General features: G+C 67.8%; 24 protein-coding genes and 1 pseudogene. 21 read left to right on the top strand and 4 right to left on the bottom strand.

The window, feature by feature from the left end; all coding sequences use genetic code 11:
• Positions 1–8: 8 nt before the first annotated feature.
• The 5 genes from IM738_RS04215 to lapB all read left to right on the top strand — a co-directional run bounded on the left by IM738_RS04215 (position 9) and on the right by lapB (position 5,753).
• Positions 9–2,042, top strand: coding sequence for a bifunctional 3-phosphoshikimate 1-carboxyvinyltransferase/cytidylate kinase (locus tag IM738_RS04215; RefSeq protein ID WP_236964645.1), 2,034 nt, complete (start codon positions 9–11; stop codon positions 2,040–2,042).
• Positions 2,043–2,207: 165 nt separating this feature from the next.
• Positions 2,208–3,890, top strand: coding sequence for a 30S ribosomal protein S1 (gene rpsA, locus IM738_RS04210; RefSeq protein WP_077336023.1), 1,683 nt, complete (start codon positions 2,208–2,210; stop codon positions 3,888–3,890).
• Between the two features lie 83 nt (positions 3,891–3,973).
• Complete coding sequence (locus tag IM738_RS04205; protein WP_236964644.1) at positions 3,974–4,294, top strand: integration host factor subunit beta; 321 nt, start codon at positions 3,974–3,976, stop codon at positions 4,292–4,294.
• Between the two features lie 33 nt (positions 4,295–4,327).
• Positions 4,328–4,624: a lipopolysaccharide assembly protein LapA domain-containing protein gene (locus IM738_RS04200; protein WP_236964643.1), complete on the top strand. Its 297-nt coding sequence runs from the start codon at positions 4,328–4,330 to the stop codon at positions 4,622–4,624.
• Complete coding sequence (gene lapB, locus IM738_RS04195) at positions 4,614–5,753, top strand: lipopolysaccharide assembly protein LapB (protein ID WP_236964642.1); 1,140 nt, start codon at positions 4,614–4,616, stop codon at positions 5,751–5,753. The genes IM738_RS04200 and lapB overlap by 11 nt, the downstream gene beginning before the upstream one ends.
• A 108-nt stretch (positions 5,754–5,861) precedes the next feature.
• Here the strand turns inward: lapB and IM738_RS04190 are convergent, their stop codons facing one another.
• Complete coding sequence (locus IM738_RS04190; RefSeq protein ID WP_236964641.1) at positions 5,862–6,551, bottom strand: aspartate/glutamate racemase family protein; 690 nt, start codon at positions 6,549–6,551, stop codon at positions 5,862–5,864.
• A 47-nt stretch (positions 6,552–6,598) separates the two neighbouring features.
• On the opposite strand from IM738_RS04190, the gene IM738_RS04185 reads away from it, so the two are divergent.
• Positions 6,599–7,867, top strand: a complete 1,269-nt coding sequence (locus IM738_RS04185; protein WP_236964640.1) for an NAD(P)/FAD-dependent oxidoreductase — start codon at positions 6,599–6,601, stop codon at positions 7,865–7,867.
• A gap of 3 nt (positions 7,868–7,870) precedes the next feature.
• Here the strand turns inward: IM738_RS04185 and IM738_RS04180 are convergent, their stop codons facing one another.
• Genes IM738_RS04180 through IM738_RS04170 form a run of 3 tightly spaced genes read right to left on the bottom strand, consistent with a single transcriptional unit; the run spans position 7,871 to position 10,666 of the window.
• Positions 7,871–9,166, bottom strand: coding sequence for a TRAP transporter large permease (locus tag IM738_RS04180; protein WP_236964639.1), 1,296 nt, complete (start codon positions 9,164–9,166; stop codon positions 7,871–7,873).
• Positions 9,159–9,665 carry a TRAP transporter small permease gene (locus IM738_RS04175; RefSeq protein WP_236966459.1) on the bottom strand — a complete coding sequence of 169 codons (507 nt, stop codon included), beginning with the start codon at positions 9,663–9,665 and terminating at the stop codon, positions 9,159–9,161. Before IM738_RS04175 ends, IM738_RS04180 begins: the two co-directional genes overlap by 8 nt.
• A 14-nt stretch (positions 9,666–9,679) precedes the next feature.
• Positions 9,680–10,666 carry a TRAP transporter substrate-binding protein gene (locus IM738_RS04170; protein WP_236964638.1) on the bottom strand — a complete coding sequence of 329 codons (987 nt, stop codon included), beginning with the start codon at positions 10,664–10,666 and terminating at the stop codon, positions 9,680–9,682.
• Positions 10,667–10,840: 174 nt separating this feature from the next.
• On the opposite strand from IM738_RS04170, the gene IM738_RS04165 reads away from it, so the two are divergent.
• From IM738_RS04165 to IM738_RS04095, 15 genes and pseudogenes are all read left to right on the top strand, one after another.
• The gene (locus IM738_RS04165) at positions 10,841–11,389 is read left to right on the top strand and encodes a winged helix DNA-binding protein (RefSeq protein WP_236964637.1); all 549 of its coding nucleotides are present in this window, start codon (positions 10,841–10,843) and stop codon (positions 11,387–11,389) included.
• Between the two features lie 223 nt (positions 11,390–11,612).
• Positions 11,613–12,368 carry a 5-oxoprolinase subunit PxpB gene (pxpB, locus tag IM738_RS04160; RefSeq protein WP_236964636.1) on the top strand — a complete coding sequence of 252 codons (756 nt, stop codon included), beginning with the start codon at positions 11,613–11,615 and terminating at the stop codon, positions 12,366–12,368.
• Positions 12,365–13,402, top strand: a complete 1,038-nt coding sequence (locus IM738_RS04155; RefSeq protein WP_236964635.1) for a biotin-dependent carboxyltransferase family protein — start codon at positions 12,365–12,367, stop codon at positions 13,400–13,402. Before pxpB ends, IM738_RS04155 begins: the two co-directional genes overlap by 4 nt.
• A 52-nt stretch (positions 13,403–13,454) precedes the next feature.
• On the top strand, positions 13,455–14,228 hold the full coding sequence (locus IM738_RS04150; RefSeq protein ID WP_236964634.1) for a LamB/YcsF family protein: 774 nt from the start codon (positions 13,455–13,457) through the stop codon (positions 14,226–14,228).
• A 175-nt stretch (positions 14,229–14,403) separates the two neighbouring features.
• Complete coding sequence (locus IM738_RS04145) at positions 14,404–15,408, top strand: recombination-associated protein RdgC (RefSeq protein WP_236964633.1); 1,005 nt, start codon at positions 14,404–14,406, stop codon at positions 15,406–15,408.
• 124 nt (positions 15,409–15,532) lie between these two features.
• A complete protein-coding gene (gene crcB, locus IM738_RS04140) occupies positions 15,533–15,916 on the top strand; it encodes a fluoride efflux transporter CrcB (RefSeq protein WP_236964632.1) in 384 nt (127 codons plus the stop codon).
• A gap of 117 nt (positions 15,917–16,033) precedes the next feature.
• Positions 16,034–16,623 (top strand): annotated as a pseudogene (locus tag IM738_RS04135) (NAD(P)H-dependent oxidoreductase); the annotation flags it as partial.
• A 170-nt stretch (positions 16,624–16,793) separates the two neighbouring features.
• Positions 16,794–17,141 (top strand): DUF2946 family protein, encoded by a 348-nt coding sequence (locus IM738_RS04130; RefSeq protein ID WP_236964631.1) that lies wholly within the window; start codon positions 16,794–16,796, stop codon positions 17,139–17,141.
• A complete protein-coding gene (nosZ, locus tag IM738_RS04125; protein ID WP_236964630.1) occupies positions 17,138–19,069 on the top strand; it encodes a TAT-dependent nitrous-oxide reductase in 1,932 nt (643 codons plus the stop codon). The genes IM738_RS04130 and nosZ overlap by 4 nt, the downstream gene beginning before the upstream one ends.
• 163 nt (positions 19,070–19,232) lie before the next feature.
• Complete coding sequence (locus IM738_RS04120) at positions 19,233–21,851, top strand: NosR/NirI family protein (RefSeq protein ID WP_236964629.1); 2,619 nt, start codon at positions 19,233–19,235, stop codon at positions 21,849–21,851.
• Positions 21,848–23,140, top strand: coding sequence for a nitrous oxide reductase family maturation protein NosD (locus IM738_RS04115; protein ID WP_442908486.1), 1,293 nt, complete (start codon positions 21,848–21,850; stop codon positions 23,138–23,140). The genes IM738_RS04120 and IM738_RS04115 overlap by 4 nt, the downstream gene beginning before the upstream one ends.
• Entirely contained in the window at positions 23,121–24,065 is a 945-nt protein-coding gene (locus IM738_RS04110; protein WP_236964628.1) for an ABC transporter ATP-binding protein, read from the top strand. The genes IM738_RS04115 and IM738_RS04110 overlap by 20 nt, the downstream gene beginning before the upstream one ends.
• Positions 24,062–24,889, top strand: coding sequence for an ABC transporter permease (locus IM738_RS04105; protein WP_236964627.1), 828 nt, complete (start codon positions 24,062–24,064; stop codon positions 24,887–24,889). Before IM738_RS04110 ends, IM738_RS04105 begins: the two co-directional genes overlap by 4 nt.
• On the top strand, positions 24,886–25,437 hold the full coding sequence (locus IM738_RS04100) for a nitrous oxide reductase accessory protein NosL (RefSeq protein WP_236964626.1): 552 nt from the start codon (positions 24,886–24,888) through the stop codon (positions 25,435–25,437). Before IM738_RS04105 ends, IM738_RS04100 begins: the two co-directional genes overlap by 4 nt.
• Complete coding sequence (locus IM738_RS04095) at positions 25,437–26,051, top strand: nitrous oxide reductase accessory protein NosL (RefSeq protein ID WP_236964625.1); 615 nt, start codon at positions 25,437–25,439, stop codon at positions 26,049–26,051. The genes IM738_RS04100 and IM738_RS04095 overlap by 1 nt, the downstream gene beginning before the upstream one ends.
• Positions 26,052–26,060: the final 9 nt, after the last annotated feature.

Raw genomic sequence — 26,060 nt, 5'->3', positions numbered from 1 at the left:
CGCCGCGCATGTACGCCATTGAACACCTTGATCTTCCGCCATTGAGCAGCGCAGGCGGCACGGTCCGCCTGCCCGGTTCCAAGAGCATTTCCAACCGCGTGCTTTTGCTTGCAGCGTTGAGCGTCGGACATACCGACATTGCCGATCTGCTGGATTCAGACGACACGCGCGTCATGCTGACGGCCCTGGGCCAGCTGGGATGCCGCATCGAACCGCAGGCCGACGGTGTGTTGCGTGTGCACGGCCTGGGCGGTGCGCTGCCCGTCAAGCAGGCGCCCCTCTTTCTGGGCAATGCCGGCACGGCGATGCGCCCGCTCACCGCCGCGCTCGCGCTGCTTGCCAGCACCCAGGGCGGCCAGTTCGACCTCAGCGGCGTCGCTCGCATGCACGAGCGCCCCATCGGCGATCTGGTGGACGCGCTGCGCCAACTCGGCTGCCCTGTGGACTGCACGGCACAGGAGGGCTACCCACCCTTGCGCCTGGGCAACGGGGCGCCACAGTCGCTGAAGCTGGACCAGCCGATCCGCGTGCGCGGCGACGTGTCGAGCCAGTTCCTCACCGCCTTGCTGCTGGCCTTGCCGCTGGTGGCCACGTCGCACAACGTGGTGATTGATGTGGTGGGAGAGCTGATCTCCAAGCCCTACATCGAGATCACGCTCAATCTGCTGGAACGCTTTGGCGTCACGGTGCAGCGCGATGGCTGGTCACGTTTCACCATCCCTGCGGGTTGCCGATACCGCTCGCCCGGCCTGATCCACGTCGAAGGCGATGCCTCTTCGGCCAGCTACTTCATTGCGCTGGGCGCCATTGCCGCCGCCACACCCGGCACCCAGGGCATCACCATCGAAGGCGTGGGGCTCTCGTCGATCCAGGGCGACATCCGCTTCGTCGAAGCCGCCCGCTTGATGGGGGCCGACGTGACGGGCGAAGCCAACCGCCTGCACATCCGGCGCGGCGCCTGGCCCCTCAAGGCCATCGACCTGGACTGCAACCACATCCCCGACGCGGCCATGACGCTGGCCGTCATGGCGCTCTACGCCGATGGCACCACCACCTTGCGCAACATCGCCAGCTGGCGGGTCAAGGAAACCGACCGGATCGCCGCCATGGCAACCGAGTGCCGCAAGTTCGGCGCCAAGGTCGAAGAAGGGGCTGACTTCCTCCGCATCACGCCCCCCACGCAATGGAGCACGGGAAGCATCCACACCTACGACGACCACCGCGTGGCCATGTGCTTCTCGCTCGCGGCCTTCAATCCGGGCGCTCTGCCGGTGCGGATCGAAGACCCGAAATGCGTGGCCAAGACCTTCCCCGACTACTTCGAGACCCTCTTCGACGTGAGCCACACGCCGACCCATGCCATACCGGTGATCTGCATCGACGGACCCACGGCATCTGGCAAGGGAACGCTGGCCTCTGAAGTGGCCCAGCGGCTGGGTTACCAATTGCTCGACTCGGGCGCCCTGTACCGGGCCACCGCCCTCGCGGCGCAGGACGCGGGCATCGATCTGGACGACCAACCCGCCCTGGCCCGGCTGGCCGCACAGCTGCCCCTGGTGTTTCGGGATCACCGGGTGTACCTCGCCGGTCGCGACATCACCGACCCCTTGCGGCTGGAGTCCACCGGAGGCATGGCCTCCAGGGTGTCCCAGCATCCGGAGGTTCGATCCGCGCTGCATGCCTTGCAGCTGAGCTTCCGGCGCCTGCCCGGCCTGGTCGCCGACGGGCGCGACATGGGCACGGTGATCTTCCCGGACGCACCACTGAAGGTGTATTTGACCGCCAGCGCCGAACAACGCGCGCAAAGACGGCATAAGCAGTTGATTTCAAAGGGATTTGCTGCTAACATCGACAGTCTTTTGGCCGACTTGGCGGCGCGCGACCTGCGGGACACATCCCGCGCCCACGCACCGCTGAAGCCGGCCGAAGATGCCTTGTTGCTGGACAACTCAGCGCTCACCATCGAACAGTCGGTGTTGCAGGTGCTGGACTGGTGGCAAGGCAAAACGGTGTTTTCAGGCAGCTGGAAACACCGTCCCTGATGGCCCAGACGGCACCGCCGGGCGCTCACTGCCCGCAGGCCGAATGGTTCTTTCACTTAACCCCGCGGTACCTCGTACCGCACGTCAACGCCGCTCATCCGTCGAACCCGCGCCCACCGTACAACCGGTGCTGCGCCCCGACGCTGAGTGGCTCTAGGAAACTGCATGTCTGAATCTTTTGCCGCCCTCTTCGAAGAGTCCCTGAAACGCGCCGAAATGCGCTCGGGCGAAGTCATCACTGCGGAAGTCGTTCGCATCGAACACAACCACGTGGTGGTCAACGCCGGTCTGAAGTCCGAAGCCTATGTGCCGCTCGCCGAATTCAAGAACGACCTGGGCGAACTCGAAGTGCAGGTCGGCGACTTCGTCTCCGTCGCCATCGACTCCGTGGAAAACGGCTTCGGTGACACCCTGCTGTCGCGCGACAAGGCCAAGCGCCTGGCCTCGTGGATGGCCCTGGAAAAGGCCCTCGAATCCGGCGATTTCGTCACCGGCACGACCTCCAGCAAGGTCAAGGGCGGCCTCAAGGTCATGGTCAACGGCATCAGCGCCTTCCTGCCGGGCTCGCTGGTCGACAGCCGTCCGACCAAGGACCTCACGCCTTACGAAAACAAGACCCTGGAATTCAAGGTCATCAAGCTCGACCGCAAGCGCAACAACGTGGTGCTGAGCCGCCGTGCCGTGGTGGAAGCCTCCATGGGCGAAGAGCGCGCCAAGCTGATGGACACGCTGAAAGAAGGCGCCATCGTCAACGGCGTGGTCAAGAACATCACCGAATACGGTGCGTTCGTGGACCTGGGCGGTATCGACGGCCTGCTGCACATCACCGACATGGCGTGGCGCCGTGTCCGTCACCCGAGCGAAGTGGTGACGGCTGGTCAGGAAATCACCGCCAAGATCCTGAAGTTCGACACCGAGAAGCACCGCGTTTCCCTGGGTCTGAAGCAGATGGGCGACGACCCCTGGATGGGCGTTGGCCGCCGCTACCCGCAAGGCACGCGCATGTTCGGCAAGATCACCAACATCGCCGACTACGGCGCGTTCGTTGAACTGGAGCCGGGCATCGAAGGCCTGGTGCACGTCTCCGAAATGGACTGGACCAACAAGAACGTGGCCCCGTCCAAGCTGGTGTCGCTGGGCGACGAAGTCGAAGTCATGGTGCTCGACATCGACGAAGACAAGCGCCGCATCTCCCTGGGCATGAAGCAGTGCCGCGCCAACCCCTGGCACGAGTTCGCTGAAGGCACCAAGCGCGGTGACCGCGTCAAGGGCCCGATCAAGTCGATCACCGACTTCGGCGTGTTCGTCGGCCTGGCCGCCGGCATCGACGGTCTGGTGCACCTGTCCGACCTGTCCTGGAACGAAACCGGCGAAGCCGCCGTGCGCAACTTCAAGAAGGGCCAGGAAGTCGAAGCCATCGTGTTGGCCATCGACGTTGAGCGCGAACGCATCTCTCTGGGCATCAAGCAGCTCGACGGCGACCCGTTCACGACCTTCGTGTCGGTGAACGACAAGGGCTCCATCGTGACCGGCAAGGTCAAGACCGTGGACGCCAAGGGTGCCGAGATCGATCTGGGCGAAGACGTGCTGGGCTACCTGCGTGCCTCCGAAATCAGCCGTGACCGCGTGGAAGACGCGCGCAACGTGCTGAAAGAAGGCGACGAAGTCACGACCGTGGTGATGAACGTGGATCGCAAGACCCGCAACATCCAGCTGTCGATCAAGGCCAAGGACATGGCCGACCAGAACGAAGCCATGCAGACCCTGAGCCAGCAGTCGGCCCGTGAAAACGCCGGCACCACCAGCCTGGGCGCCCTGCTGCGCGCCAAGCTGGACAACAACAACTGAGAAGCCTGATCAGTGGCTGGCGCGCACCCTGCGCGCCAGCCCTGTGATGCGCCATCCAGACCCGAACACGGTTCGATTCAGACATGACCCGCAGCGACCTCGTCGAAGCACTTTCGGCCAAGTTCAGCCAGCTCACCCACCGCGATGCCGAATTTGCCGTCAAGGCGATCCTCGACGCGATGGGCGAGGCTTTGGTCAAAGGCCACCGGATCGAAATCCGGGGTTTTGGCAGCTTTTCCGTGAACCGCCGCTCACCCCGCATCGGACGCAATCCGCGTTCGGGCGAGAGCGTGATGATCCCGGAGAAGCGCGTCCCCCATTTCAAGCCAGGCAAGGCCCTGCGCGAAGAGGTGGACAAGAAGACCGCCGAGATCCTGGGCCGCGAGCCGAAGACGCCGACCTGATCGCTACAATCGCCCCACCACAGAGGGGATGATTTGAAATACCTGATGTGGCTGCTCAACGCAGCCATTTTTTTTGTGCTGTTCGCCTTCGCGCTGAACAACCAGGCACCCGTCACGCTGCACCTGTTCTTCGGTGTCAGCTGGCAGGCACCACTGGTGCTGGTCTTGCTGTGTGTGCTGCTGCTGGGCGTGGTGCTGGGCGTCCTGGTGATGCTGCCGCTGTGGCTGCGTGCACGCAAACAGCGCCGTCCCGCCCCCACGGTCGTGGCGCCGCTGCCCACCGTCCCTGACGCTGTCGGCCCTCCCCAGACCCCTGCCCATGGATCTTGATCTCACCTGGCTCCTGTGGGGCCTGCCTCTGGCGTTCGCGCTCGGCTGGGTCGCTTCGCGCCTGGACCTGCGCCAGTGGCGCATGGAAAGCCGGCAGACGCCGAAGGCCTATTTCCGGGGCCTGAACCACCTGCTGAACGAGCAGCAGGACCAGGCCATCGACGCCTTCATCGAGGCGGTCCAGCGGGACCCCGACACGGCCGAGTTGCACTTTGCGCTGGGCAACCTGTTCCGCCGCCGAGGGGACTATGACCGCGCTGTCCGGGTTCACGAACACCTGCTCGCGCGCGCCGACCTCGACCGCAAGGACCGCGACCGCGCCCAGCACGCCTTGGCGCTCGATTTCCTGAAGGCGGGTCTGCTGGACCGTGCCGAGTCGGCGTTGCACAAGCTCGATGGTTCTGCCTTCGAAGGCGAGGCCCTGCTAGCGCTGCTCGCCATCAGCGAGCGCTCGCGCGACTGGCCCCAGGCCCAGGCGATTGCCCAGCGGCTGGAAAACGCCAACCAGGGCAGCTTCAGCCCGCGCCTGTCCCACTACCTGTGCGAAGAGGCCGAGCTGGCCCAGAGCAAAGGCGACGCCACCGAAGCCCTGCGCCTGCTCGGCAAGGCCGTGGACCGGGCGCCTCAACAGGCACGGGGCTGGCTGGCGCTCTCGGCGCTCAAGGCCCAGCAGGGCGACACGTCGGGGGCCATGGACACCTTGAAGCAAATGGCCACCGAGGCGCCTCAAGGCATGCCGCTGGCGGCCCAACCACTGGCCGACCTGTCCAAACTGGTCGGGCGCCAGGCGGAGGCCCTCCAGCTGCTGCACACGGCACAGGCCCACGCGCCTTCGCTGGACATCACCGAAGCCCTGGCGCACCTGAGCCCGGATGCCGCGCGATCCCACTACCTCGCCCACCTGGAGCGAGAACCTTCGCTGGTGATCGCCACGAAATGGCTGGGCGGCGAGACACTCTCCGACCCCACTGCCCAGAAGCGGGTGCAGGCTGCACTGGAACAGGCCAGCGCGCCGCTCAAACGTTACCGTTGCGCTGCCTGCGGCTTCGAGGCGCGGCAGCACTTCTGGCATTGCCCGGGTTGCCAGAGCTGGGACAGCTACCCGGCGCGGCGCGTAGAGGAGCTGTGATCCCCCCGCGCCGCGCCTGCGGCGCGTCAACCCCCCAGAGGGCAACGCTGGCGGCCCGGCAAAGCCGGTTGCGCGGCGTTCTGGGTTGGGCTTCCCCTCTACGGTGAGTCAGTGTTTGACCCGCTGCTCGTTCCAGGCTTTCAGCAGCAAGGTTTCCAGGTCGTGCACCGGTCGCCCGGTGGCCTGGGCCACGGCGCTTCGGTACGGCGGCATGTTGGTGCACTCCAGCACCACCTGCTCCACCTCGGGATGCCTCGCCACCAGTCGCACCGCCGCGTCCACCACGTCCTCTGACGCCTGTCGTAAATCCAACACGGTGTCGTCGCTCAGGATGCGCGATTGCAGTTCGCACCCTGGTTGCAGCCCTTCCACGGGCGTGCCCGCCGGGACGCCCGCGCGATGCAGCAGATCGGCGTGCAGCGAGGCGGCGTCGAACGTGACGATGCCCGGCGACGCCATGCTGGCGCATTGCAACAGGCTGGAGGTGATCACAGGCACGTCCACCGCCGCCTGCAGCTCGGCTTGCCACGCGGCCAGAAAGCCGCAACTGGTGGTGATCAGTCGGGCGCCCTGGTGCGCCAGCGATCTTGCAGCGTCTGCGAAAGGTCCAAGCAGCGCCGGGTCTTGGGTCTGCACCACCCGCCGGGCCGAAGCCCCCGGCACTGTGATGAAGCGCACCGGGATGCCGGCGCGTGCCCAGGTGTCCGGGCTGCCGATGTCGCCCGGCGGGCGCGGGAAACGCGTGTCCAGCATGATGACGCCCAGACATCTTTCGGCTTCGGTCTTCGTGTCCTTCATGGCGATAAGCTGCGGGTTGAAAACACCAACGATGGGAACATTGAAGCATGACGCGTGCAAGGCTGGGACAACAGGTGGTGGTGCTGGGCGCGGGCATGGTGGGCATCGCCTGCGCGCTCTCGTTGCGCCAGCGCGGCCTGGCCGTGACCGTGGTCGACCCGCTGGGGCCGGGCGCTGCGACTTCGCACGGCAACGCCGGCGTGCTGGCGCGCAGCTCGCTCATGCCGTTCAACCACCCCCGGCTGTGGCCTCAATTGCCGGGTCTGCTGCGCGGGCGCAGCCCGGGCTTTCGCTACAACCCGCTGGCGATGATGAGCCAATGGCGCTGGGGTCTGTCGTTCCTGTCCCATGCGCGGGAGCAGGCCTTTCGCGAGACCACGACCGCGCTGGACGCCCTCATCCGTCAATCCGGCACCGTGCACCGCCGGTGGATGGACGCGACCGGTGTCGCGCACCGCCGCCGTGACGAGGGCTGGCTGTTCCTCTACCGCAGCGAAGCCGGCTTCCAATCGGGCGCTTTCGGGCGCGAGACGCTGGCCCGCTTCGGCGTGGCCACCGCCGAACTGGGCGCACACGAACTGCACGATCTGGAGCCGCACCTGCAGCCCATCTTCCGCAGGGCCCTGTGGGTGAAAGACGCCAGCTCGGTCGACAGCCCGGGTGAGCTGGTGCGCGCCTACGCGCGCTGGCTGGTGGAACTCGGCGGGCAGCTGCAGACCACCGAGGCCACACAGCTGCAACGAGACAACGGTGGTTGGTCCATCGGCACGTCCGATGGGCGCGCCCTGCGTGCCGATCACGTGGTGATCGCGCTCGGCCCGTGGTCGCGCGATTTCCTTCGACAGCATGTCGGACTGAAGCTGCCCATGGGCTTCGAGCGCGGCTACCACAGGCACTTCACGCCAGCGAATGGCGCGGCAATCAACCGGCCGGTGTACGACACCGCCGCCGGCTACGTGCTCGCGCCCATGGCGCAAGGGCTGCGGCTGACCACCGGGGTGGAGCTGAACGCACAACACGCGCCGTCTCGGCCGGCGCAGCTGGACGCCGCCGAGCGGGCCGCGCGCGAGGCGGTGGCGCTGGGTGAACGCACCGCTGAACCCGACTGGCTGGGCAGCCGTCCCACCCTGCCGGACAGCCGACCGATGGTCGGCGAGTGCCCCGGTCAGGCCGGGGTCTGGCTGGCGCTGGGCCACCAGCACATCGGCTTTTCCAGCGGGCCGGGCACCGGCGAGTTGCTGGCGCAGCTCATGCTGGGCGAGCCCACCACCCTCGACCCGCACCCGTTCAGGCCGCAGCGTTTCCTGCGGTCATGAGGTTCACATCCGCCCCGGCAGCCACATCACGATCTGCGGGAACCACCAGAGCAGGCACACGGCCAGCACCATGAGGAAGAAGTACGGCATGCAGACGCTGGCGATCCAGTTGATCTCGCGCTTGGTCATGCCCTGCAGCACAAACAGGTTGAAGCCCACCGGCGGCGTGATCTGCGCCATCTCCACCACGATGACGATGAAGATGCCGAACCAGATCAGGTCGATGCCCGCGGCCTGCACCGTCGGGATCAGCACGCCCATGGTCAGTACGATCATGGAGATGCCGTCGAGGAAACAACCCAGCAGGATGAAGAACAGCGCCAGCGCGATCAGCAGCAGGCCCGGCGACAGGCCCAGCGACCCCACCCACTCGGCCAGGTGGCGCGGCAGGCCGATGTAGCCCATGGACAGCGTGAGGAAAGCCGCCCCAGCGAGGATCAGCGCCATCATGCAGTACAGGCGGGTGGCGCCCAGCAACGCGTCCTTGAAGTTCTGCCAGTTGAGCGACTTCTGGTACGCCGACAGCATCAGCGAACCGACCACGCCGATGGCGGCCGCCTCGGTGGCGGTGGCCACGCCGACGTAGATCGAGCCGATCACGCCGCCGATGAGCAGCACCACCGGGATCAGCTCGCTGGAAGCGCGCAACTTGTCGGTGAAGCTCATGCCCGGATCGGCCTGCGGAATCTTGTCGGGGTTGAACAGCGACCAGACCATCAGGTAACCGCTGAACAGGCCCGCGAGCATCAGGCCCGGAATCATGCCCGCCACGAACAGCTTGGCGATCGACACCTCGGCCGCGACACCGTAGACGATCATCACGATGGAGGGCGGGATCAGCAGGCCCAGCGTGCTCGCACCACCCAGCGAGCCGATGACGCGCTCCGGCGGGTAGCCGCGCGCGGTCAGCTCAGGGATGGTCATCTTGCCGATGGTGGCGCAGGTCGCGGCCGACGAACCCGACACCGCCGCAAAGATCGTGCTGCCCAGGATGTTGGTGTGCAGCAGCCGGCCCGGCAGCGAGTTGACCCAGGGCGCCAGGCCCTTGAACATGTTCTCGGACAGCTTGGTGCGGAACAGGATCTCGCCCATCCAGATGAACAGCGGCAGCGCGGTCAGCGTCCAGCTGCTGGCCGAGCCCCAGATGGTGACGGCCATCGCGTCGCCCGCGCTGCGTGTGGAGAACAGCTCCATGCCGATCCAGGCCACGCCGGCCAGCGTGAGGCCGATCCAGACGCCGCTGCCCAGCAGGGCGAACAGGGTGACGATCAGAAACCCGGTGACGAGCATCTCATTCATGGTGCGTCTCCGATCCGTCAACGCGCAGGCGCTGACCGCGCGCTTCCAGCACCCATTCGTCCACGAAGGCGATGAACAGCACCAGCGTGCCGAACGCCATCGCGAGCTGGGGCATCCACAGCGGCGTCGCGTCGTTGCCGGTGGAGATGTCGTGGAACTCGATCGACTGCCACACCAGGCGCGCCGCGAACCAGGCAAACAACCCGGACAGCAGCACCGCGACGCTCAGCGACCACAGCTCCAGGCCCTGGCGGGTACGGCCGGTGAGTTTGCCCAGCACCAGCGTGACGCGGATGTGCTCGTTGCGCTTGAGCGTGTGCGCCAGCGCCAGGAAGCCAGCGGCGGCCATGGCGTAGCCGGCGTAGGCATCGGTGCCCGGCACGTGGAAGTTGAGCTGCCGGCCCAGCACCGACAGCAGCACCATGACCAGCACGCCGATCATGAACACCGCCGCGAGCCAGGCGCAGCCGTCGTACAAGGCATTCAGCGTGCGCCGCATGGTGCTGCCGTGACTCACTTGCGGAACGCGTCGACCATGGCCTGGCCTTCAGGGCCGGCCTTGGTGAGCCACTCCTTGAGCATGGTGTCGCCGACCTGTTTCATGTCGGTCTTGAGCTGCGCGGGCGCCGGCAGGATCTGCATGCCACCGGCCTTGAGCTTGTCCAGGCTTTCGCCGTTGGCCTTCTTGCTCTCGGCCCAGCCGCGGGTCTCGGCGTCGGCGGCGGCCTTCAGCACGGCATCCTGCGTCGGTTTGTCCAGCGCATCAAAGGCCTTCTTGTTCACCAGCAGCGCGTTCTTGGGCAGCCAGGCCTGGGTGTCGTACCAGTACTTCACGTGTTCGTACAGCTTGGCGTCGGCACCGGTGGAGCCGCTGGACATCATGCTTTCGGTCACGCCCGTGGCGAAGGCCTGGCTGACCTCGGCCGCCTGCACGGTGACCGGCTGGGCGCCCACCAGCTCGGCGATGCGCGCGGTGGCCGGGCTGTAGGCGCGCCACTTGATGCCCTTGAGATCGGCCGCGCTGTTCAGCGGCTTCTTGCTGTACACGCCCTGCGGCGGCCACGGCACAGCGAACAAGACCATCATGCCCTGCTCCGCCAGCTTCTTCTCCAGCACCGGGCGTTGCACCTTCCAGAGTTTGGCCGCTTCGTCGTAGCTGTCGGCCAGGAACGGCAGGCCGTCGGCGCCGAAGACCTGCCATTCGTTCTGGTAGTTCACCAGCAGGATCTCGCCGGCCTGGGCCTGACCGCCCTGCACCGCGCGCTTGATCTCGGGCGCCTTGAACAGCGCGGCGTTGGCGTGAACCGTCATCTTGAGCTTGCCGCCGCTGGCCTTGTCCACGTCAGCCGCGAACTGGCTGATGTTGACCGTGTGGAAGTTGCTGGCCGGGTAGGCGGTGGCCAGGTCCCACTTGGTCTGGGCGAAGGCCGAGGTGGTGGTCAGCGTGGAGAGCGCGACAGCGGCAGCGGCCATCGAGAGTTGGAAAGCGCGACGGTTCATGGGAACTCCGGTGGGTGAGGTGGAACGGATCGCAGGGGCGTCCTGCGGGGAAAGGGTGCACGGACTGTAGGCGTCAGGCCGGCGGATTGTGATGGGTGTTTTCCCTTATCGTCAACAAATTGTTGGCAAATCATCGGCAAAAAATCTAAACTCCGGGCCATCGAAGGAGCACCCATGGCCAAGACACCCAAAGCAACATCCACGCCCGCCGCGAAGGCTCCCGGCTCGCACATCGTGTCGTCGGCGCACCTGGTCTCGCCGCAGAGCGCGGAGATGAGCGAGTTCGAGTTCGGCCTGATCGTGGCGAGCAACGCCTTCCACCGCTGGGTCGTGCACTGCATGTCGGCCGCCGGCCTGAAAGACCTGATGCCGCTGGACGTGCTGGTCCTGCACCACGTCTCGCACCGCGCGCGGGACAAACGCCTGTCGGACATCTGTTTCATCATGAACATCGAGGACACGCACCTCGTCAACTACTCGCTCAAGAAGCTCGTGAGCCTGGGCGTGGTGGTGTCCAGCAAGTCGGGCAAGGAAGTGACCTACGCCGCCACGGAGACGGGCAGCGCCAGCGTGCAGCGCTACCGCGAGATCCGCGAGCGATGCCTGATCCAGGCGCTGCACGCGGACGACGCGCTCAACAAGGACATCGGCGAGCTCGCGCGCCTGCTGCGCGTGCTCTCGGGCATGTACGACCAGGCGGCGCGGTCCGCGGCGTCACTGTGAAAGCCCCCCTGCGCCGCTTCGCGGCTTCCCCCCTGAGGGGGGACGCAGCTGGTGGCCCGGCGAAGCCGGTTCCACGGCTGCTCTGGGTGGGGCACGCACTCCGGCTGCATGTGGGTACCACTCCTGCTCGCGCCTCGTGCCTTGCTCCCTCGCCCCTCTGGGGAGAGGGCTGGGGTGAGGGGCCGCCGCCGAGCCCGTGCCTCCCATACACACCATCTCACTCATGAGTACTGACACGCCCCCCCGCCTGCTCGCCCTCGGCGACAGCGCCTGGACGCTGGAGTTCGGCAGTGCCATCGACCCGGCCATCAACGCCCGCGTGATGGGCCTGGCCGAGCGGGTGTCGCAGGCGCGTGCTTCGGAACCGCTGATGGCATCGGTCACCGATGTGGTGCCCACCTTCCGCTCGCTCACGGTGCATTACGACCCCTTGGAAGCCGATGCCACCGCGCTGGGCGAGCGCCTGCGGGTGCTCGCCCAGGACGGTCACCAGGCCATGCAGCCCGGCCGTCTCTGGCACCTGCCGGTGTGTTTCGACGCCGACTTCGCGCCCGACCTGCCCCGGCTCGCCGAAGCCAAGGGCCTGAACCCTGACGAAGTGATCCATCACCTGCTCGCCGCCACCTTCCGGGTCTACATGCTCGGCTTCCAGCCGGGCTTCCCGTACATGGGCGGCGTGCCGCCCGAGCTGCACATGCCGCGACTGCCGGCGCCGCGCCAGAAGGTGCCCGCGCAATCGCTGGCCGTGGCGGGCGAGATGTGCGCGGTCTACCCCTGGGACAGCCCTGGCGGCTGGAACCTGCTGGGTCGCACGCCGGTGGTGCTGTTCGACCTGCGCCACGCCGAGCAGCCGGCCCTGCTCGCGGCCGGCGACGAGGTGCGGTGCCACGCCGTGGACCGTGCGACCCACGACCGGCTGGCCGCCGAGATCGCTCGTGGGCTGCCACGCGAAACGTTTCTGAAGGCACCCGAGCGATGAGCGGCCTGCTGGAAATCGCACAACCCGGCATCGGCACCACCGTGCAGGACCGTGGCCGCGCGGGCCACCGGCACCACGGCATGCCGCTCTCCGGCTGGCTCGACGGACCGCTGGCCCGTGCGGCCAACGCCCTGCTCGGCAACCCGCCCGACGCGGCCGTGCTGGAGCTGCGCGGCACGGGCACGGTGCTGCGCGTGGCGGCCGGGCCGGTGCGCGTGGCGCTCGCGGGCCGCGTCGGCGCCACCTGTCTGCGCAACGACGGTGGTCGCAGCCCCCTGCCCGCCTGGCACAGCGTCACGCTGCGCGAGGGCGACCAGCTGCTGCTCGGCCCGGCCGAGAGCGGTTGCGCTTACCTGGCCGTGGCCGGTGGCCTGCTCATGGAGCCCCAGCTCGGCAGCCGCGCCAGCTACTGGCGCGCCGGGCTGGCCGGCGTGCTGGGTCGCGCCTTCCGCCCGGGCGACATGCTGCCTTGCGGCGCCTGGGGCCACGCCGACCCGAGGGAATGGCGTTGCCGTTCGCCGTGGACCGCGAACGAGGGCCCGGTGCGCGTGCTGCTCGGCCCTCAACAAGACCACTTCACCCCCGACGCCATCGCCCAGTTCCTGAATCAGGACTGGGAAGCCACCGCCGCGCAGGACCGCATGGGCCTGCGCTTCCAGGGTGAACCGCTGGCGCACGTCAACGCCGCGGCGGCGGACATCGTGTCCGACGGCGTGACGCCCGGCGCGATCCAGGTGCCGGCCAACGGCCTGCCCATCGTGCTGCTCGCCGACGGTCAGACCGTGGGCGGCTACCCCAAGATCGCCACCGTGATCAGCGCCGACTTGCCCCGGCTCGCGCACCTGCGGCCCGGCACGCGCGTGCGCTTCGAGGCGGTGAACCTGGAACAGGCCCACCGCGCGCTGAAAGACGAACACGAGCGCTGGCAGCGCTGGCTCAACTCGCGCGAGACCTACCTGCCACCCGGCACGGTGGACGAAGCCGCGCTCTACACCTGCAACCTCATCGACGGCATGCAACGCGCCGACCCCTGAGGGGAAAGCGCCTTTTGCCCACGCCCGCTCACCCTCTGACCCGGAGCCCTTCATGAATGCCAAAACCATCAACCTCAACGCCGACCTCGGCGAAAGTTTCGGCGCCTGGCGCATGGGCGACGATGCGGCGCTGCTGCAGGTGATCGGCAGCGCCAACATCGCCTGCGGCTTCCACGCGGGCGACCCGGTCGTGATGCGCGAGACCGTGCGCCTCGCGCTGGCCAACGGCGTGAGCCTGGGCGCGCACCCGGCGTTTCCCGACTTGCAAGGCTTTGGCCGCCGCGCGATGCAGCTGTCGGCCAAGGAGCTGGAGGCCACCATCCTCTACCAGGTCGGCGCGCTGCAGGCCATGGCCGCGGCCGAAGGCGGTCGGGTCACGCACGTCAAGCCGCACGGGGCGCTCAACAACATCGCCTGCGCCGACGCTGGCGTGGCCGCCACCGTGGCGCGCGCCGTGCGGGCGCTGGACCGGGACCTCATCCTGCTCGCGCCCGCCCTCTCGGCGCTCGAAGCGGCCGGCGAGGCGGCCGGCCTGCGCTTGGGCCGTGAGGTGTTTGCCGACCGGACCTATCAACCAGACGGTCAGCTCACACCCCGCTCGCAGCCCGGCGCCGTGCTGCACGACGCCCAGGCCTGCGTGCAACACGTGCTGCGCATGCTCGACGCGCACGGCATCGTCACCGCCGACGGCCAGCGCCTGCCCACCCCCATCCACAGCATCTGCGTGCACGGCGACGGGCCCGACGCCGTGGCCTCGGCCCAGCAGATCCGGCTCGCGCTCGAAGCCGCCGGTTACAGACTGCAACCACTGACGGCACTCATCTGAACACCCCCGCGCCGCCTTCGGCGTCACCCCCTCGAAGGGGGCGCCAGCAGCGGCCCGGCAAAGCCGGTTCCGCGTTGGCCTTGGGCCGTGCACCTCCATCGGACCGTGGCTGGCTGGGTATCATCAGACGCAAGGCCGCGCAATGCCGCGCGGACCACCGAGAGAGAAATACCCTGTGTTCAAGAATGTGACGATTTACCGCATCGCGCCCGGCTGGACCGCGACGCTGGAAGCCATGGAAACCGCGCTCGACGCGGCCCGTTTTGTGCCTTGTGGCGCCACCCAGGACAAAGCCGTGGGCTGGGTCGAGCCGCGCGGCGAGGCGAATGGCCCGCTGGCCGAGTCCGTGGCCGGGCAGCGCATCCTCAAACTGATGATCGAGAGCAAGGCCGTGCCCGGCTCGGTCGTGCGCGAGAAGGCGGATGAAGAAGCCGAGCACATCGAGGCCACCACCGGCCGCAAGCCCGGCAAGAAGCAGATGAAAGAGCTGCGCGAAGACGCGCTGCTGTCGCTGCTGCCGCAGGCCTTTCCACGCCGCATGGCGGTGTGGGTCTGGATCGACCTGGCCAACGGCCTGCTGATCACCGACGCCAGCAGCCAGGGCAAGGCCGACGAGCTGGTGACCGCGCTGGTCAACGTGTTCAACGACCTGTCCCTCACCCTGCTGCAGACCGCCATCACGCCGCAGACCGCGATGACCTCGTGGCTCTCGGCCCCGGTGTCCGACGAAGACGAAGGCGGCGCGCCCGGTGGCTTCTCGGTCGAGCGCGAGTGCGAGCTGAAATCGGGCGACGAAGAGAAGAGCGTGGTGAAGTTCACCCGCCACAACCTCGCCACCGACGAGGTGCGCAAGCACATCACCGAGGGCAAGCTGCCCACGCGCCTGGCCATGAGCTGGGAAGGCCGCATCGGCTTCGTGCTCACCGAGTCCATGCAGCTCAAGAAGCTCGCGTTCCTCGAAGGCGTGTTCGACGACCGCGCGGGCGACGGCGACAGCGGCTTCGACACCGACGTGGCGCTGAGCACCGGCGAGCTGCAAAAACTGATCCCTGAACTGATCGAAGCCCTGGGCGGCGAGATCGTGCCCGGCATGGCGATGCCCGACGCCCCGGCCGCGGCACCGGCCAAGCCCAAGCAGGAAGCCGTCACCGCCGTCGGCGACGACGACCCGCCGTTTTGATACATGCACCCCCTGCGTCCCTGCGCGCCTTCCCCCCAGGGGGACCACACCCGTGGCCCGGCAAAGCCGGTTCCACGGTGTGAGCTGGGCAAGATAGCGACCACCACCTGACCAGCGAACACTCATGTTGCAAGTCATCGCCATCAGCCTCGGCGCCAGCGTCGGCGCGCTCTCGCGCTGGCAGCTGAGCCTGTGGCTCAACCAGGGGCACGCCGTGCTGCCCTGGGGCACGCTGGCAGCCAACTGGATCGGGGCCTGGCTGGTGGGTGTGGCGGTGGTGTTCTTCCACAGCCAGACCCAGCTGGACCCGGCCTGGCGGCTGGCCATCGTGACCGGCTTTCTGGGCGCGCTCACCACCTTCTCCACCTTCTCGGTGGAGGTGGTCGGCATGTTGCAGCACGCGCGCTACCTGCTGGCCTTCGGCACCGCGGTCCTGCACCTGCTCGGCTCGCTGCTGCTCACGGTGCTCGGCATGAAGATGGCGGGCTGGTGGTGGGCCCCGGCCTGACCCCGCCCCGCTGACGCGGCACGGCGGGACCGCCGGCGCTCGGTGCGGCGTCGCACAGACACCGTGGGGCCATACGCCCAGATTGGACCCCTCGGCATGTGCCGCCAGGGGACCACCATGATCCAGATTCGCAAGGGGCAGGCGCCCGCCCCTTTGGCACGGGCGCAGTTCACCGAGCGCTTCCGGGCCTCCTTCAAGGACCCGGCCTTCCGCGCGGAAGAGGCCTCGATTGCCCGCCTGGAGGCCATTGCCTGGGCCGCCTTCAGCGAAGGCCGCAAGGCACCGTTCACCCACCAGGCCGGCGAGGGTTACGCGAACCCAGACTACTTGCTGTCCGATGAATGGGTGGCCACCAAAAAACGCCTGGACGCCGCGCAAGCCACTGGCCCTGCAGCGGCGACCCCAACCACGCGCTGAACCAGACCAACGACTGGATGGCACAGATCCACGAGCGCTGGACCGCGGCCCACGCCGTGCTCATCGTCACCCCGGTTTACTGGTACCAGCGCCCGAGCCCACTCAAGCTGATGATGGACCGCATGGTGTGCGCCGACGGCGGCAACCCGGACCCGACCGCCACCTCAGGCAAAAACGCCGCCAAGGCCAAAGCCCTGGAGATGAAGGGCTGGGGCTACCCGCAGCACCTGGCCGGCCGTGCCTACGGCGTGCTGGTGCACGGCGACGTGGCCGGCATCGCAGGGGCGCGGTGGGCTCACGGGACGGCGACGCCGGCCTGGGGTCGGCGCGGGCACCGCACGCCGCGGTTCAAGGGGCCATTCCATTGATGCAGGTCAAATGCACTTAAATATTCACTCCACGTGAATGATATCGGACCTATAGTCCGCGCATGACGCATTTCCCGAGACCCACACGCGCAGTGCAGCGATGGCTTCTGCTCTGCCTGCTGCTCGCCTGGGGAATCGTCTTTTCATCGCCGATCCCGCCCCCCCAGGGCATGACCGAGGTCTGCAGCAGCAGCGGCACCCAGTGGGTTCAGGCCGATGACAGCCCCGACTCCGGACCCACGCACACCACCGTTTGCTGGCTCTGCCTGCCCGCCGCCCTGCCGACCCCGCCCACCGCCACGCTGCCGGCGGTCGGCCTGCCTTCGCTCACGCTGCTGGCCCAGGTGGCCAGCCACGTGCCCCCCGCTCCCGCCGCCATGCCGCCCCCCGCGCGTGGTCCACCCCTTTTCCAAAACCAAACCCAAGAGGTTCACACATGAAAGACGACAGCACTTTGTCTGCCAACGACACCACCGTTTGGGGTCGCCGGCGTTTCCTCAACACCGCCGCGCTCGCGGGACTGACACTGGGCGCCACGGCCTGCACCGAAAAAGAGTCGGGTGCCGCCAACGCCCCCGCCGCAGCACCGGCCGCGGCCACCGATGCCGCACACGCCGGCGCCAACGCCACGCACCTCAAACCCGGTGAGCTCGACACCTACTACGGGCTGTGGAGCGGTGGCCACACCGGCGACATGCGCGTGCTCGGCATGCCCTCGGGTCGCGAACTGCTTCGCATCCCCTGCTTCGTGCCCGACGCCCTGGTGGGCTGGGGCATCACCAACGAGTCCAAGGCGATCATGGGCACCAAGCCCAATGGCGCGTTGCGCTACACCGTGGGTGACACCCACCACACGCACGCCTCGTACAAGGACGGCAACTACGACGGCCGCTACGCCTGGATCAACGACAAGATCAACAGCCGCATCGCACGCATCCGACTGGACTACTTCATCTGCGACAAGATCACGCAGTTGCCCAACGTGCAGGGCTTCCACGGCATCTTCCCCGACAAACGCGACCCCGTGGACCCCGCCATCAACTACACCACGCGCGTGTTCTGCGGCGGCGAGTTCGGCATTCCGCTGCCCAACACCGGCACCGAGGACGCGGGCAAGTACCGTTCGCTGTTCAGCTGCGTCGACGCCGAAACCATGGAGGTGCGCTGGCAGGTGCTGATCGACGGCAACTGCGACCTGGTGGCCACGTCCTACGACGGCAAGCTGGCCGCGTCGAACCAGTACAACACCGAGATGGGCGCGAAGTACGAGGACATGATGTCCGCCGAGCGCGATGCCTGCATCTTCTTCAACATCGCCCGCATCGAAGCGGCGGTGAAGGCCGGCAAGTTCAAGACCTTCGGCAGCTCCAAGGTGCCCGTGGTGGACGGCACGCACACCACCAACCAGGACCCGACGACCGCGCTGACCGCCTACGTGTCGGTGCCCAAGAACCCGCACGGCGTCAACGCCAGCCCGGACCAGAAGTACTTCATCTGCGCCGGCAAGCTCTCGCCCACCGCCACGGTTATCGAGCTGGCCAAGGTGCTGGAATGGTTCGACGGCAAGCTCGAGAAGCTGGACAACGCCATCGTGGCCGAGGTCGAGATCGGCCTGGGCCCGCTGCACACCGCCTTTGACGGCCGTGGCAACGCCTACACCACGCTGTTCCTGGACAGCCAGATCGTGAAATGGAACGTGGACGCCGCAATCAAGTTCCACGCCGGCGACAAGGCCGCCAAGTACGTGGTCGACCGCCTGGACGTGCAGTACCAGCCGGGCCACATCAACGGCTCGCAGTCGGAGACCATTGCCGCCGACGGCAAGTACCTCGCCGTGGGCTGCAAGTTCTCGAAAGACCGCTTCCTGCCGGTGGGCCCGCTGCACGCCGAGAACGAGCAGATCATCGACATGTCGGGCGAGAAGATGGTGCTGCTGGCCGACCACCCGGTGCGCGGCGAACCGCACGACTTCATCATCTTCAAGCGCGACCTCGTCAAGCCCAAGCAGGTCTACAGCCTCGACGACTTCCCGAACGCCGTCAAGGACCCGAAGGACTCGGGCGTGGTGCGCAACGGCAAGAAGGTGACCGTGAAGATGACATCGCAGGCCCCGGCCTTCTCGCTGCGCGAGTTCAAAGTGAAGAAGGGTGACGAGGTCACGCTGATCCTGACCAACCTGGACAAGATCGAAGACCTGACGCACGGCTTCGCGATCCCGAACCACGACGTCAACTTCATCGTGAACCCGCAGGAGACGGCATCGGTCACCTTCACCGCGGGCGAGCCCGGCGTGTACTGGTGCTACTGCACGCACTTCTGCCACGCCCTGCACCTGGAGATGCGCACCCGCATGATCGTGGAGGCCTGAGCGTCGCGCCGGGCCGCCCCAAGCAAGCTCGCACCGGAGTGCGCTGCACGAAGGTAGGCCCACAAGCCTTCAAAACCTCCCCCCGGGGAGGTCCTGCTTTGCCGGAACCGATGCCCGCGCCGTGTGGCGCTGGCGTCGGACCCCGCCCCCCTGGATTCCAACGATGTCGATTGCACGCCTTTTCTCGGCCGCGCTGACCGCCGCTGCTCTGTTGCTGAGCCCGCTCGGCAACGATGCCCAGGCGCAGGCCTACGAGGCCCATCTGCCCGCCGACCTGGCCACCAACCCCGACCTGTGCGCCCTCGTGCCCTGCGCGGAGGTGTTCCCGGGCGCCCAGAGTTTTTCCCAGCGCAAGGGCCAGCCACCGTATGTGGAGGCCTACGGCGACGCCGACCCGCAACAGCCGGGCAAGAAGACCCTGCTGGGCTACGTGATGCTCTCGACCGACATCACCGACACCCCGGCCTATTCCGGCAAGCCGGTGATCACGCTGATCGGCATGGACGCGCGCGGCCGCTACGTCGGCGTGAAGGTGCTCAAGCACTCCGAGCCCATCCTGCTGCTGGGCATTCCAGAGTCCACGCTGGTCAACTTCAACAACCAGTACCTCGGCAAGTCGGTCACCGACCAGATCGAGGTCGGTCCTTCGCGCCCGGACGAAAACATCCTGGGCCTGGACGCCATCTCCGGCGCCACCGTCACGGTGATCGCGCAGAACCAGGTGATGCAGCTCTCGGGCTCGGCGGTGGCCCGCCAGGTCGGCATCATCGAACCCACCCGCCGCGACCCCGCACGTTTCGTGACCAGCGGCCGGCCCTACCGCTGGGACGAGCTGGTGAAGATGGGCGCGGTGCAGCGCCTGCGCGTGATGCCCGAGCAGCTGGGCCTGGAGCGCAGCGCCGAGCCCTTCATCGAGCTGTGGTTCGGTGACCTCAACCACCCCGACGTGGGCCAGAGCCTGCTCGGCAAGTCGGGCTTCGCCACGCTGCGCTCGCGCCTGAAAGACAGCGAACAGGCGCTCTTCGTGGTGCGCAGTGCCGGCATCGAATCCTTCAAGGGCTCGGGCTTCGTGCGCGGTGGCATCTACGACCGCATCCAGGTCAAGCAGGGCGCCGATGCCTTCACCTTCCGCGACCTGGACTCGTTCAACCTCTACGGACTGGAAGCCGATGGCGCGCCGCGCTACTCCGAGTCGGCGATCTTCGTGATCCGCTCCGAGAGCTTCTCGGCGGCCTACCCCTGGAAGCTGGCCTTCCTGGGCAACCGCGTGGACCGCGCCACAGGGCACCGCAGCTTCGCGGTGTTCGAGACCAAGTACTGGCTGCCCGCCGAGATGCTGCAAGGCGGCCGCCCGGTGGTCACCGAGCCAGATGCCCCTTGGGTGCGCATCTGGAAGTCGCGCGCCATCGAGATCGCCCTCTTTTCCGCCCTGCTGCTGGCGGTGGCCGTGGTCTATGCCCTGCGCGACAAGCTCACGCGGCGCTCGACCCACAAGAACAAATGGCCGGTCAACGCCTTCAAATACTCGGCCTGGGCGCTGAGCATCGGCTTCGTCGGCTTCGGCCTGCTGGCACAGCCCTCCATCACCCAGGTGCTGACCTGGTTCCACGCCCTGCTGTTCCAGTGGACCTGGTCGCTGTTCCTCTCGGACCCGTTCATCTTCGTCTTCTGGGTCTTCATCATCGTCACCGTGTTCGTGTTCGGGCGCGGGCTGTTCTGCGGCTGGATGTGCCCCTTCGGTTCGCTCTCCGAGGCGCTCTACAAGGTGGGGCGCGTGATCGGCCTCAAGCGCTTCCAGACCAAGGTACCGCAGGTCTGGCACGACCGGCTCAAGTGGCTGAAGTACGCCATCTTCTTCGGCCTGCTGGTGGTGTCCATGTTCTCCATGGGCCTGGCCGAGGTGCTGGCCGAGGTGGAGCCGTTCAAGACCACCTTCCTGGTCGGCATCACGAACCGCAGCTGGCCCTACGGTCTGTTCGTGGTGGTGATCCTGGGTGCGTCGCTGTTCATCGAGCGCCCCTACTGCAAGTACATCTGCCCGCTGGGCGCTTCTCTGGCCATGCCCAGCACGTTCCGCTGGTTCGGCCTGCAGCGCAAGCAGGATTGCAACAGCTGCAAGGCCTGCGCCGTGGGCTGCGGCGCGCAGGCGATCGACGCCGATGGCCGCATCGACCACCGCGAGTGCCTGCACTGCCTGGACTGCATGGTGCTCTACACCGACCAGAAGGGTTGCCCGCCGCTGGCCAAAGAGCGCAAGCGCCGCGAACGCGACGGCCTGCTCATCACGCCGATCGGGCGCAACGGCTACTTCATCCCGATCGAACCGGTCTCGCCCGTCAGCGCCCGGGCGGCGCAGGGCCCCGATCCGCGCATGCCCACCGCGCCCGCCCAGCCCTGGCCCGGCGGCCGTGCCCCTGGCCTCAAAGGCCTGTGGCAGGAGGTGCAGCACCACCTGTGGCCCTGGAGCCGCGACGGCTGGAAGAAGCAGCGCGCCCTGCAGTTCGCCGGGCTCTCGCTGGCCCTGGCCGCGAGCGTGGCCTGGCTGCTGGCGGCCGACGGGCGCCTGTCGGCCAGCGCCATCATCGGCTGGTGGTTCGGCTGGAGCGTCTACGAGGTGCTGATCCGCATGGCGGGCAAGCGCTACGTGAAGGACGGCCCGTGGTGGCAGGCGCGCTACCGCGTGGCGAACTGGATGGACATGCTCAGCTACGTCGGCTTCAAGAACCTGCTGATCGGCGCGACGCTGTTCCTCGTGCTCAAGAGCCTGGGGCATCTGGCGTGAAGACCCACACTTCCTGGCGCCAACGGCTGGCCTGTGCATGGCTGCTGGGCCTGGCCCTGCCAGCGTGCTCCGCGTGGTCCGCCGTGTGGCGGGTGGAACCGGGTGGCGACATCCAGGCCGCCGTGGCGCAGGCCGCCGCCGGCGACGTGGTGGAAGTGGCGCGCGGCTTCTACAGCGTGAACCTGCGCATCGACAAGCCCCTGACGCTGCGCGGTATCAACCGCCCCACGCTCAGCGGCGGCCAGCGCGGCGACACCATCCGCGTCGCCTCGCCCGATGTGCTGATCGAAAACCTGATCGTGCGCGACTCGGGCACCAGCCTGAAGAGCCAGCACGCGGGCATCTACGTGCAGCCCGGTTCGCACCGCGCCGTGGTGCGGCGCTGCGACCTGACCTACAACCTCTTCGGCCTGTGGATCGAAAAAGCCAACGAGGTGCGCATCGAAGACAACCGCATCACCGGCCTGCGCGACCTCAACTCCTCGCAGCGCGGCAACGGCATCCAGCTCTACAACACGCAGGGCGCGCGCATCACCGGCAACGACATCAGCTTCGTGCGCGACGCGCTGTACGTCGACGTGTCGCACCACGCCGAATTCCGCGGCAACCGGCTGCACCACAGCCGCTACGGCGCGCACTACATGAACTCGTACCACAACCTGTGGGAAGACAACGACAGCTACTACAACCGAGGCGGCCTGGCCCTGATGGAGGTGCGCAACCAGGTGGTGCGAGGCAACCGCACCTGGGGCAACTCCGACCACGGCATCATGCTGCGCACCCTGCAGGACTCGGTGATCGAAGACAACGTGGTGGCCGGCAACGCCCGCGGCTTCTTCATCTACGACGTCGAGTACGTGACCCTGCGCAACAACCTGGTGGTGGACAACCACGTCGGCGTGCACCTCTCGGCCGGGTCCACGCGCAACCAGGTCGTGGGCAACGACTTCATCGCCAACCGGGAGCAGGTGCGCTACGTCGGCGCGCGCGACGAACCCTGGGGCCACCCCAAGCCCGGCCAGGGCAACCACTGGAGCAACTACCTGGGCTGGGACCGCGACGGCAACGGCATCGGCGACCTGTCCTACGAAGCCAACGACCTGGTGGACCGCCTGCAGTGGCGCCACCCTTCCATTCAACTCTTGCTGGGCAGCCCCGCCGTGCAGGCCCTGCGCGTGCTGGGACACCAGTTCCCGGTGCTGCGCGTGCCCAGCGTGATCGATCCCCATCCGGCCATGGCGCCGAAACATCCCCACTGGAGCACATGGCGTGACAAGTATTTCCGCTGAGGCCCTGCACCTGGAGGGCGTCACCAAACCCTACGGCAGCCGGCGTGCGCCGCTGCTGGCGCTGGACAACGTGAGCCTGCGGGTTCCGCGCGGCCAGCTCTTCGGCCTGATCGGCCACAACGGCGCTGGCAAGAGCACCCTGTTCAAACTCGTGCTCGGTCTCATCACCCCCAGCCAGGGCCGCATCCAGGTCAACGGCTGCGCGGTGAACGGCCCCGACTTCCGCACCACCCGGCGCGCCTTGGGCTACCTGCCCGAGAACCTGGTGCTGTACGACAACCTCACCGGGCTGGAGACGCTGCGCTTCTTCGCGCGCCTCAAGGGCGCGCCTCAGACGCAGTGCGCCGCCCTGCTCGACCGCGTCGGCCTGACCCGGGCCGGCGGGCGCGCGGTGCGCGAATACTCCAAGGGCATGCGGCAACGGCTGGGGTTTGCCCAGGCCCTGCTGGGCGACCCCCAGCTGCTGCTGCTCGACGAACCCACCACGGGCCTGGACCCGTCGGCGATCCGCGATTTCTACGACCAGCTCGACCTGCTGCGCTCGCAAGGAGTGACCCTGGTCATCAGCTCGCACATCCTGGCCGAACTGCAGCAGCGCGTCGATGCCCTGGCCATGCTCAGCAACGGCCGCGTGTGTGCGCAGGGCTCGGTGCAGGCGCTGCGCGAGCGCTCGCGCATGCCCCTGGTCTTCCAGCTGCGCGCCGCGCCGACCTGGCTGCAGACGCTGGCCACCGAACTGCCCGGGCAACTGGCCGGCATCGACATCGCGCTGCAACAGCGCGAACCGGGCCTGCTGGAACTGCGTTGCCCCCGCGAACACAAGATGCGCGTGCTGGCCTGGCTGGCCAACGCGGAGCTGAGCGATCTGCAGATCCACGAGCCCTCGCTGGAGGACGTGTACTTCGGCCTGAGGGAGGCCCCATGAACGTTTCATTGCAATGGCGCCAGGTGCAGGCGGTGGCCGCCAAGGAGTTCCGCGACCGGCTGCGCAACCGCTGGGTGCTGGCCGTGGCCGTGGTCTTCACCGTCTTCTCGCTGCTCATCACCTACTTCGGCTCGGCCGCGCAAGGCCAGATCGGTCCGCGATCGATCGAGCTGACCATCGCCAGCCTGGTCAGTCTGGTGATCTACCTGATCCCGCTGATCGCGCTGCTGCTCGGCTTTGACGCCATCGTCGGCGAGCGCGAGCGCGGTTCGCTCGACCTGCTGCTGGCCCTGCCCATCACGCGGCTCGAACTGCTGCTGGGCAAGTACCTCGGGCTCGCGGGTGCGCTGACGCTGTCCACCGTGTCAGGCTTTGCGCTGGTGGCGCTGCTGCTGTACCAGCGCTTCAGCTGGGCCGGCCTGTACCACTACGCCGGCTTCGTGATCAGCTCGGTGCTGCTGGGCCTGGCGTTCCTGAGCCTGGCGGTGCTGCTGTCGGTGCTGGCCCGCGACCGCACCCGCGCCTCGGGTCTGGCCATCGCGTTGTGGTTCGCGCTGGTGCTGGTGTTCGACCTGCTGCTGCTGGGCCTGCTGGTGGCCACGGGCGGCCAGTTCGGCGGCCAGGCCTTCGCCTACCTGCTGCTGCTGAACCCGGCCGACATCTTCCGCATCCTCAACGTGTTTTCGCTCGACGACGTGCAGCGCCTCTATGGCCTGGCCAGCATCCTGCCCCCGGCGCTGAGCCAGGTGGGCTGGCTCAGCAGCGCCATGCTGGCCTGGATCGTCGCACCCCTTGCCCTGGCTTCCTGGAGATTCCGACCATGAACACCCCATCCCACTTCCCCCTGAACCGCCGCCGCCTGCTGTGCGGCTGCGCCGGCCTGGCCACCCTCAGCCTGCTGGGCTGCGGCCAGAGCGGCGATGCCGCCTCCGGCGCCAGCGCCCCGGCCGAGATCAGCGCCCAGGCCAGTTGTTCGCTCGACGGCATGCTGCTCGCCGACTACCCCGGCCCCAAGGGCCAGATCCGCTACGACGGCGTGGCCGAGGTGCAGTGGTTCTGCGATTCGGTGGAGCTGCTGTCGGTGCTGATCGCCCCCGAGCAGGTGCGCGCGGTGGTGAGCGCCCACGTGCAGGACATGGCCCTGGCCGACTGGGACCAGCCCCGCGGCCACTGGATCGACGCGCGCCAGGCGCTCTACGTGCTGGGCAGCAAACGCCACGGCTCCATGGGGCCCACGGCCGCGAGCTTCGCCACCGAGGCCGCCGCGCAGGCCTTCGTGCAGCAGCACGGCGGCCGCCTGCTGCGCTACGCCGACCTCAAGCCCGACATGGTGGATCTCAGCGGCGGCGCGCTGCACGACACCCGCATGTGATGCCATCGCGCCGCGCCATCATCGGTCTGTCGCTGCTGGGCGGTGCGGCCGCGTTCGCCGGCCTGGGCTACCGCTCGGTGCGCAGTGCCACGGCACCCACCCGCGCGGACGCAACACAGCCCGGCGATGTGTGCCTGACGGCGCCCACCTTCTCCCACGACCCCGCCTCAGGCCAGCCCCTGCGGGCGGCGCGCGAGGTACCGGCCGAAGCACGCTGTCCGGTCTGTGGCATGTTTCCGGCCCGCCAGCGGCGCTGGGCGGCCCAGGTCATCTTCCACAACGGCGACGTGCAGTACCTGGACTCGCCCCTGAGCCTGTTCCTGTACCTGCAGCGGGTCCCACGCTACACCGCCGGCCAGAGCGCCGCCAGCATCGTCGCCTCGTACGTCACCGACCTGGACACCGGCGCCTGGATTCCCGCCGAGCGGGCCTGGTACGTGCACGGGTCGCGGCAGATGGGGCCGATGCGAACGGGCAACCTGCCCGCGTTCACCACCCTGGACCAGGCGCGCGCCTTCGCCGCGCGGGAAGGTGGCGAATGGCTCACGGCCGCGCACCTGCGCCAAGGCCTGCCCGCATCGCTGCAGCGGCTCGCCCCGCACACCCATGGCTGAAGCCCGACC

The organism is Hydrogenophaga sp. SL48 (genome assembly GCF_021729865.1).
In the GTDB taxonomy this organism is placed as follows: Bacteria; Pseudomonadota; Gammaproteobacteria; order Burkholderiales; family Burkholderiaceae_C; genus Hydrogenophaga.
This window is presented reverse-complemented; position numbering and strand designations above follow the sequence as displayed.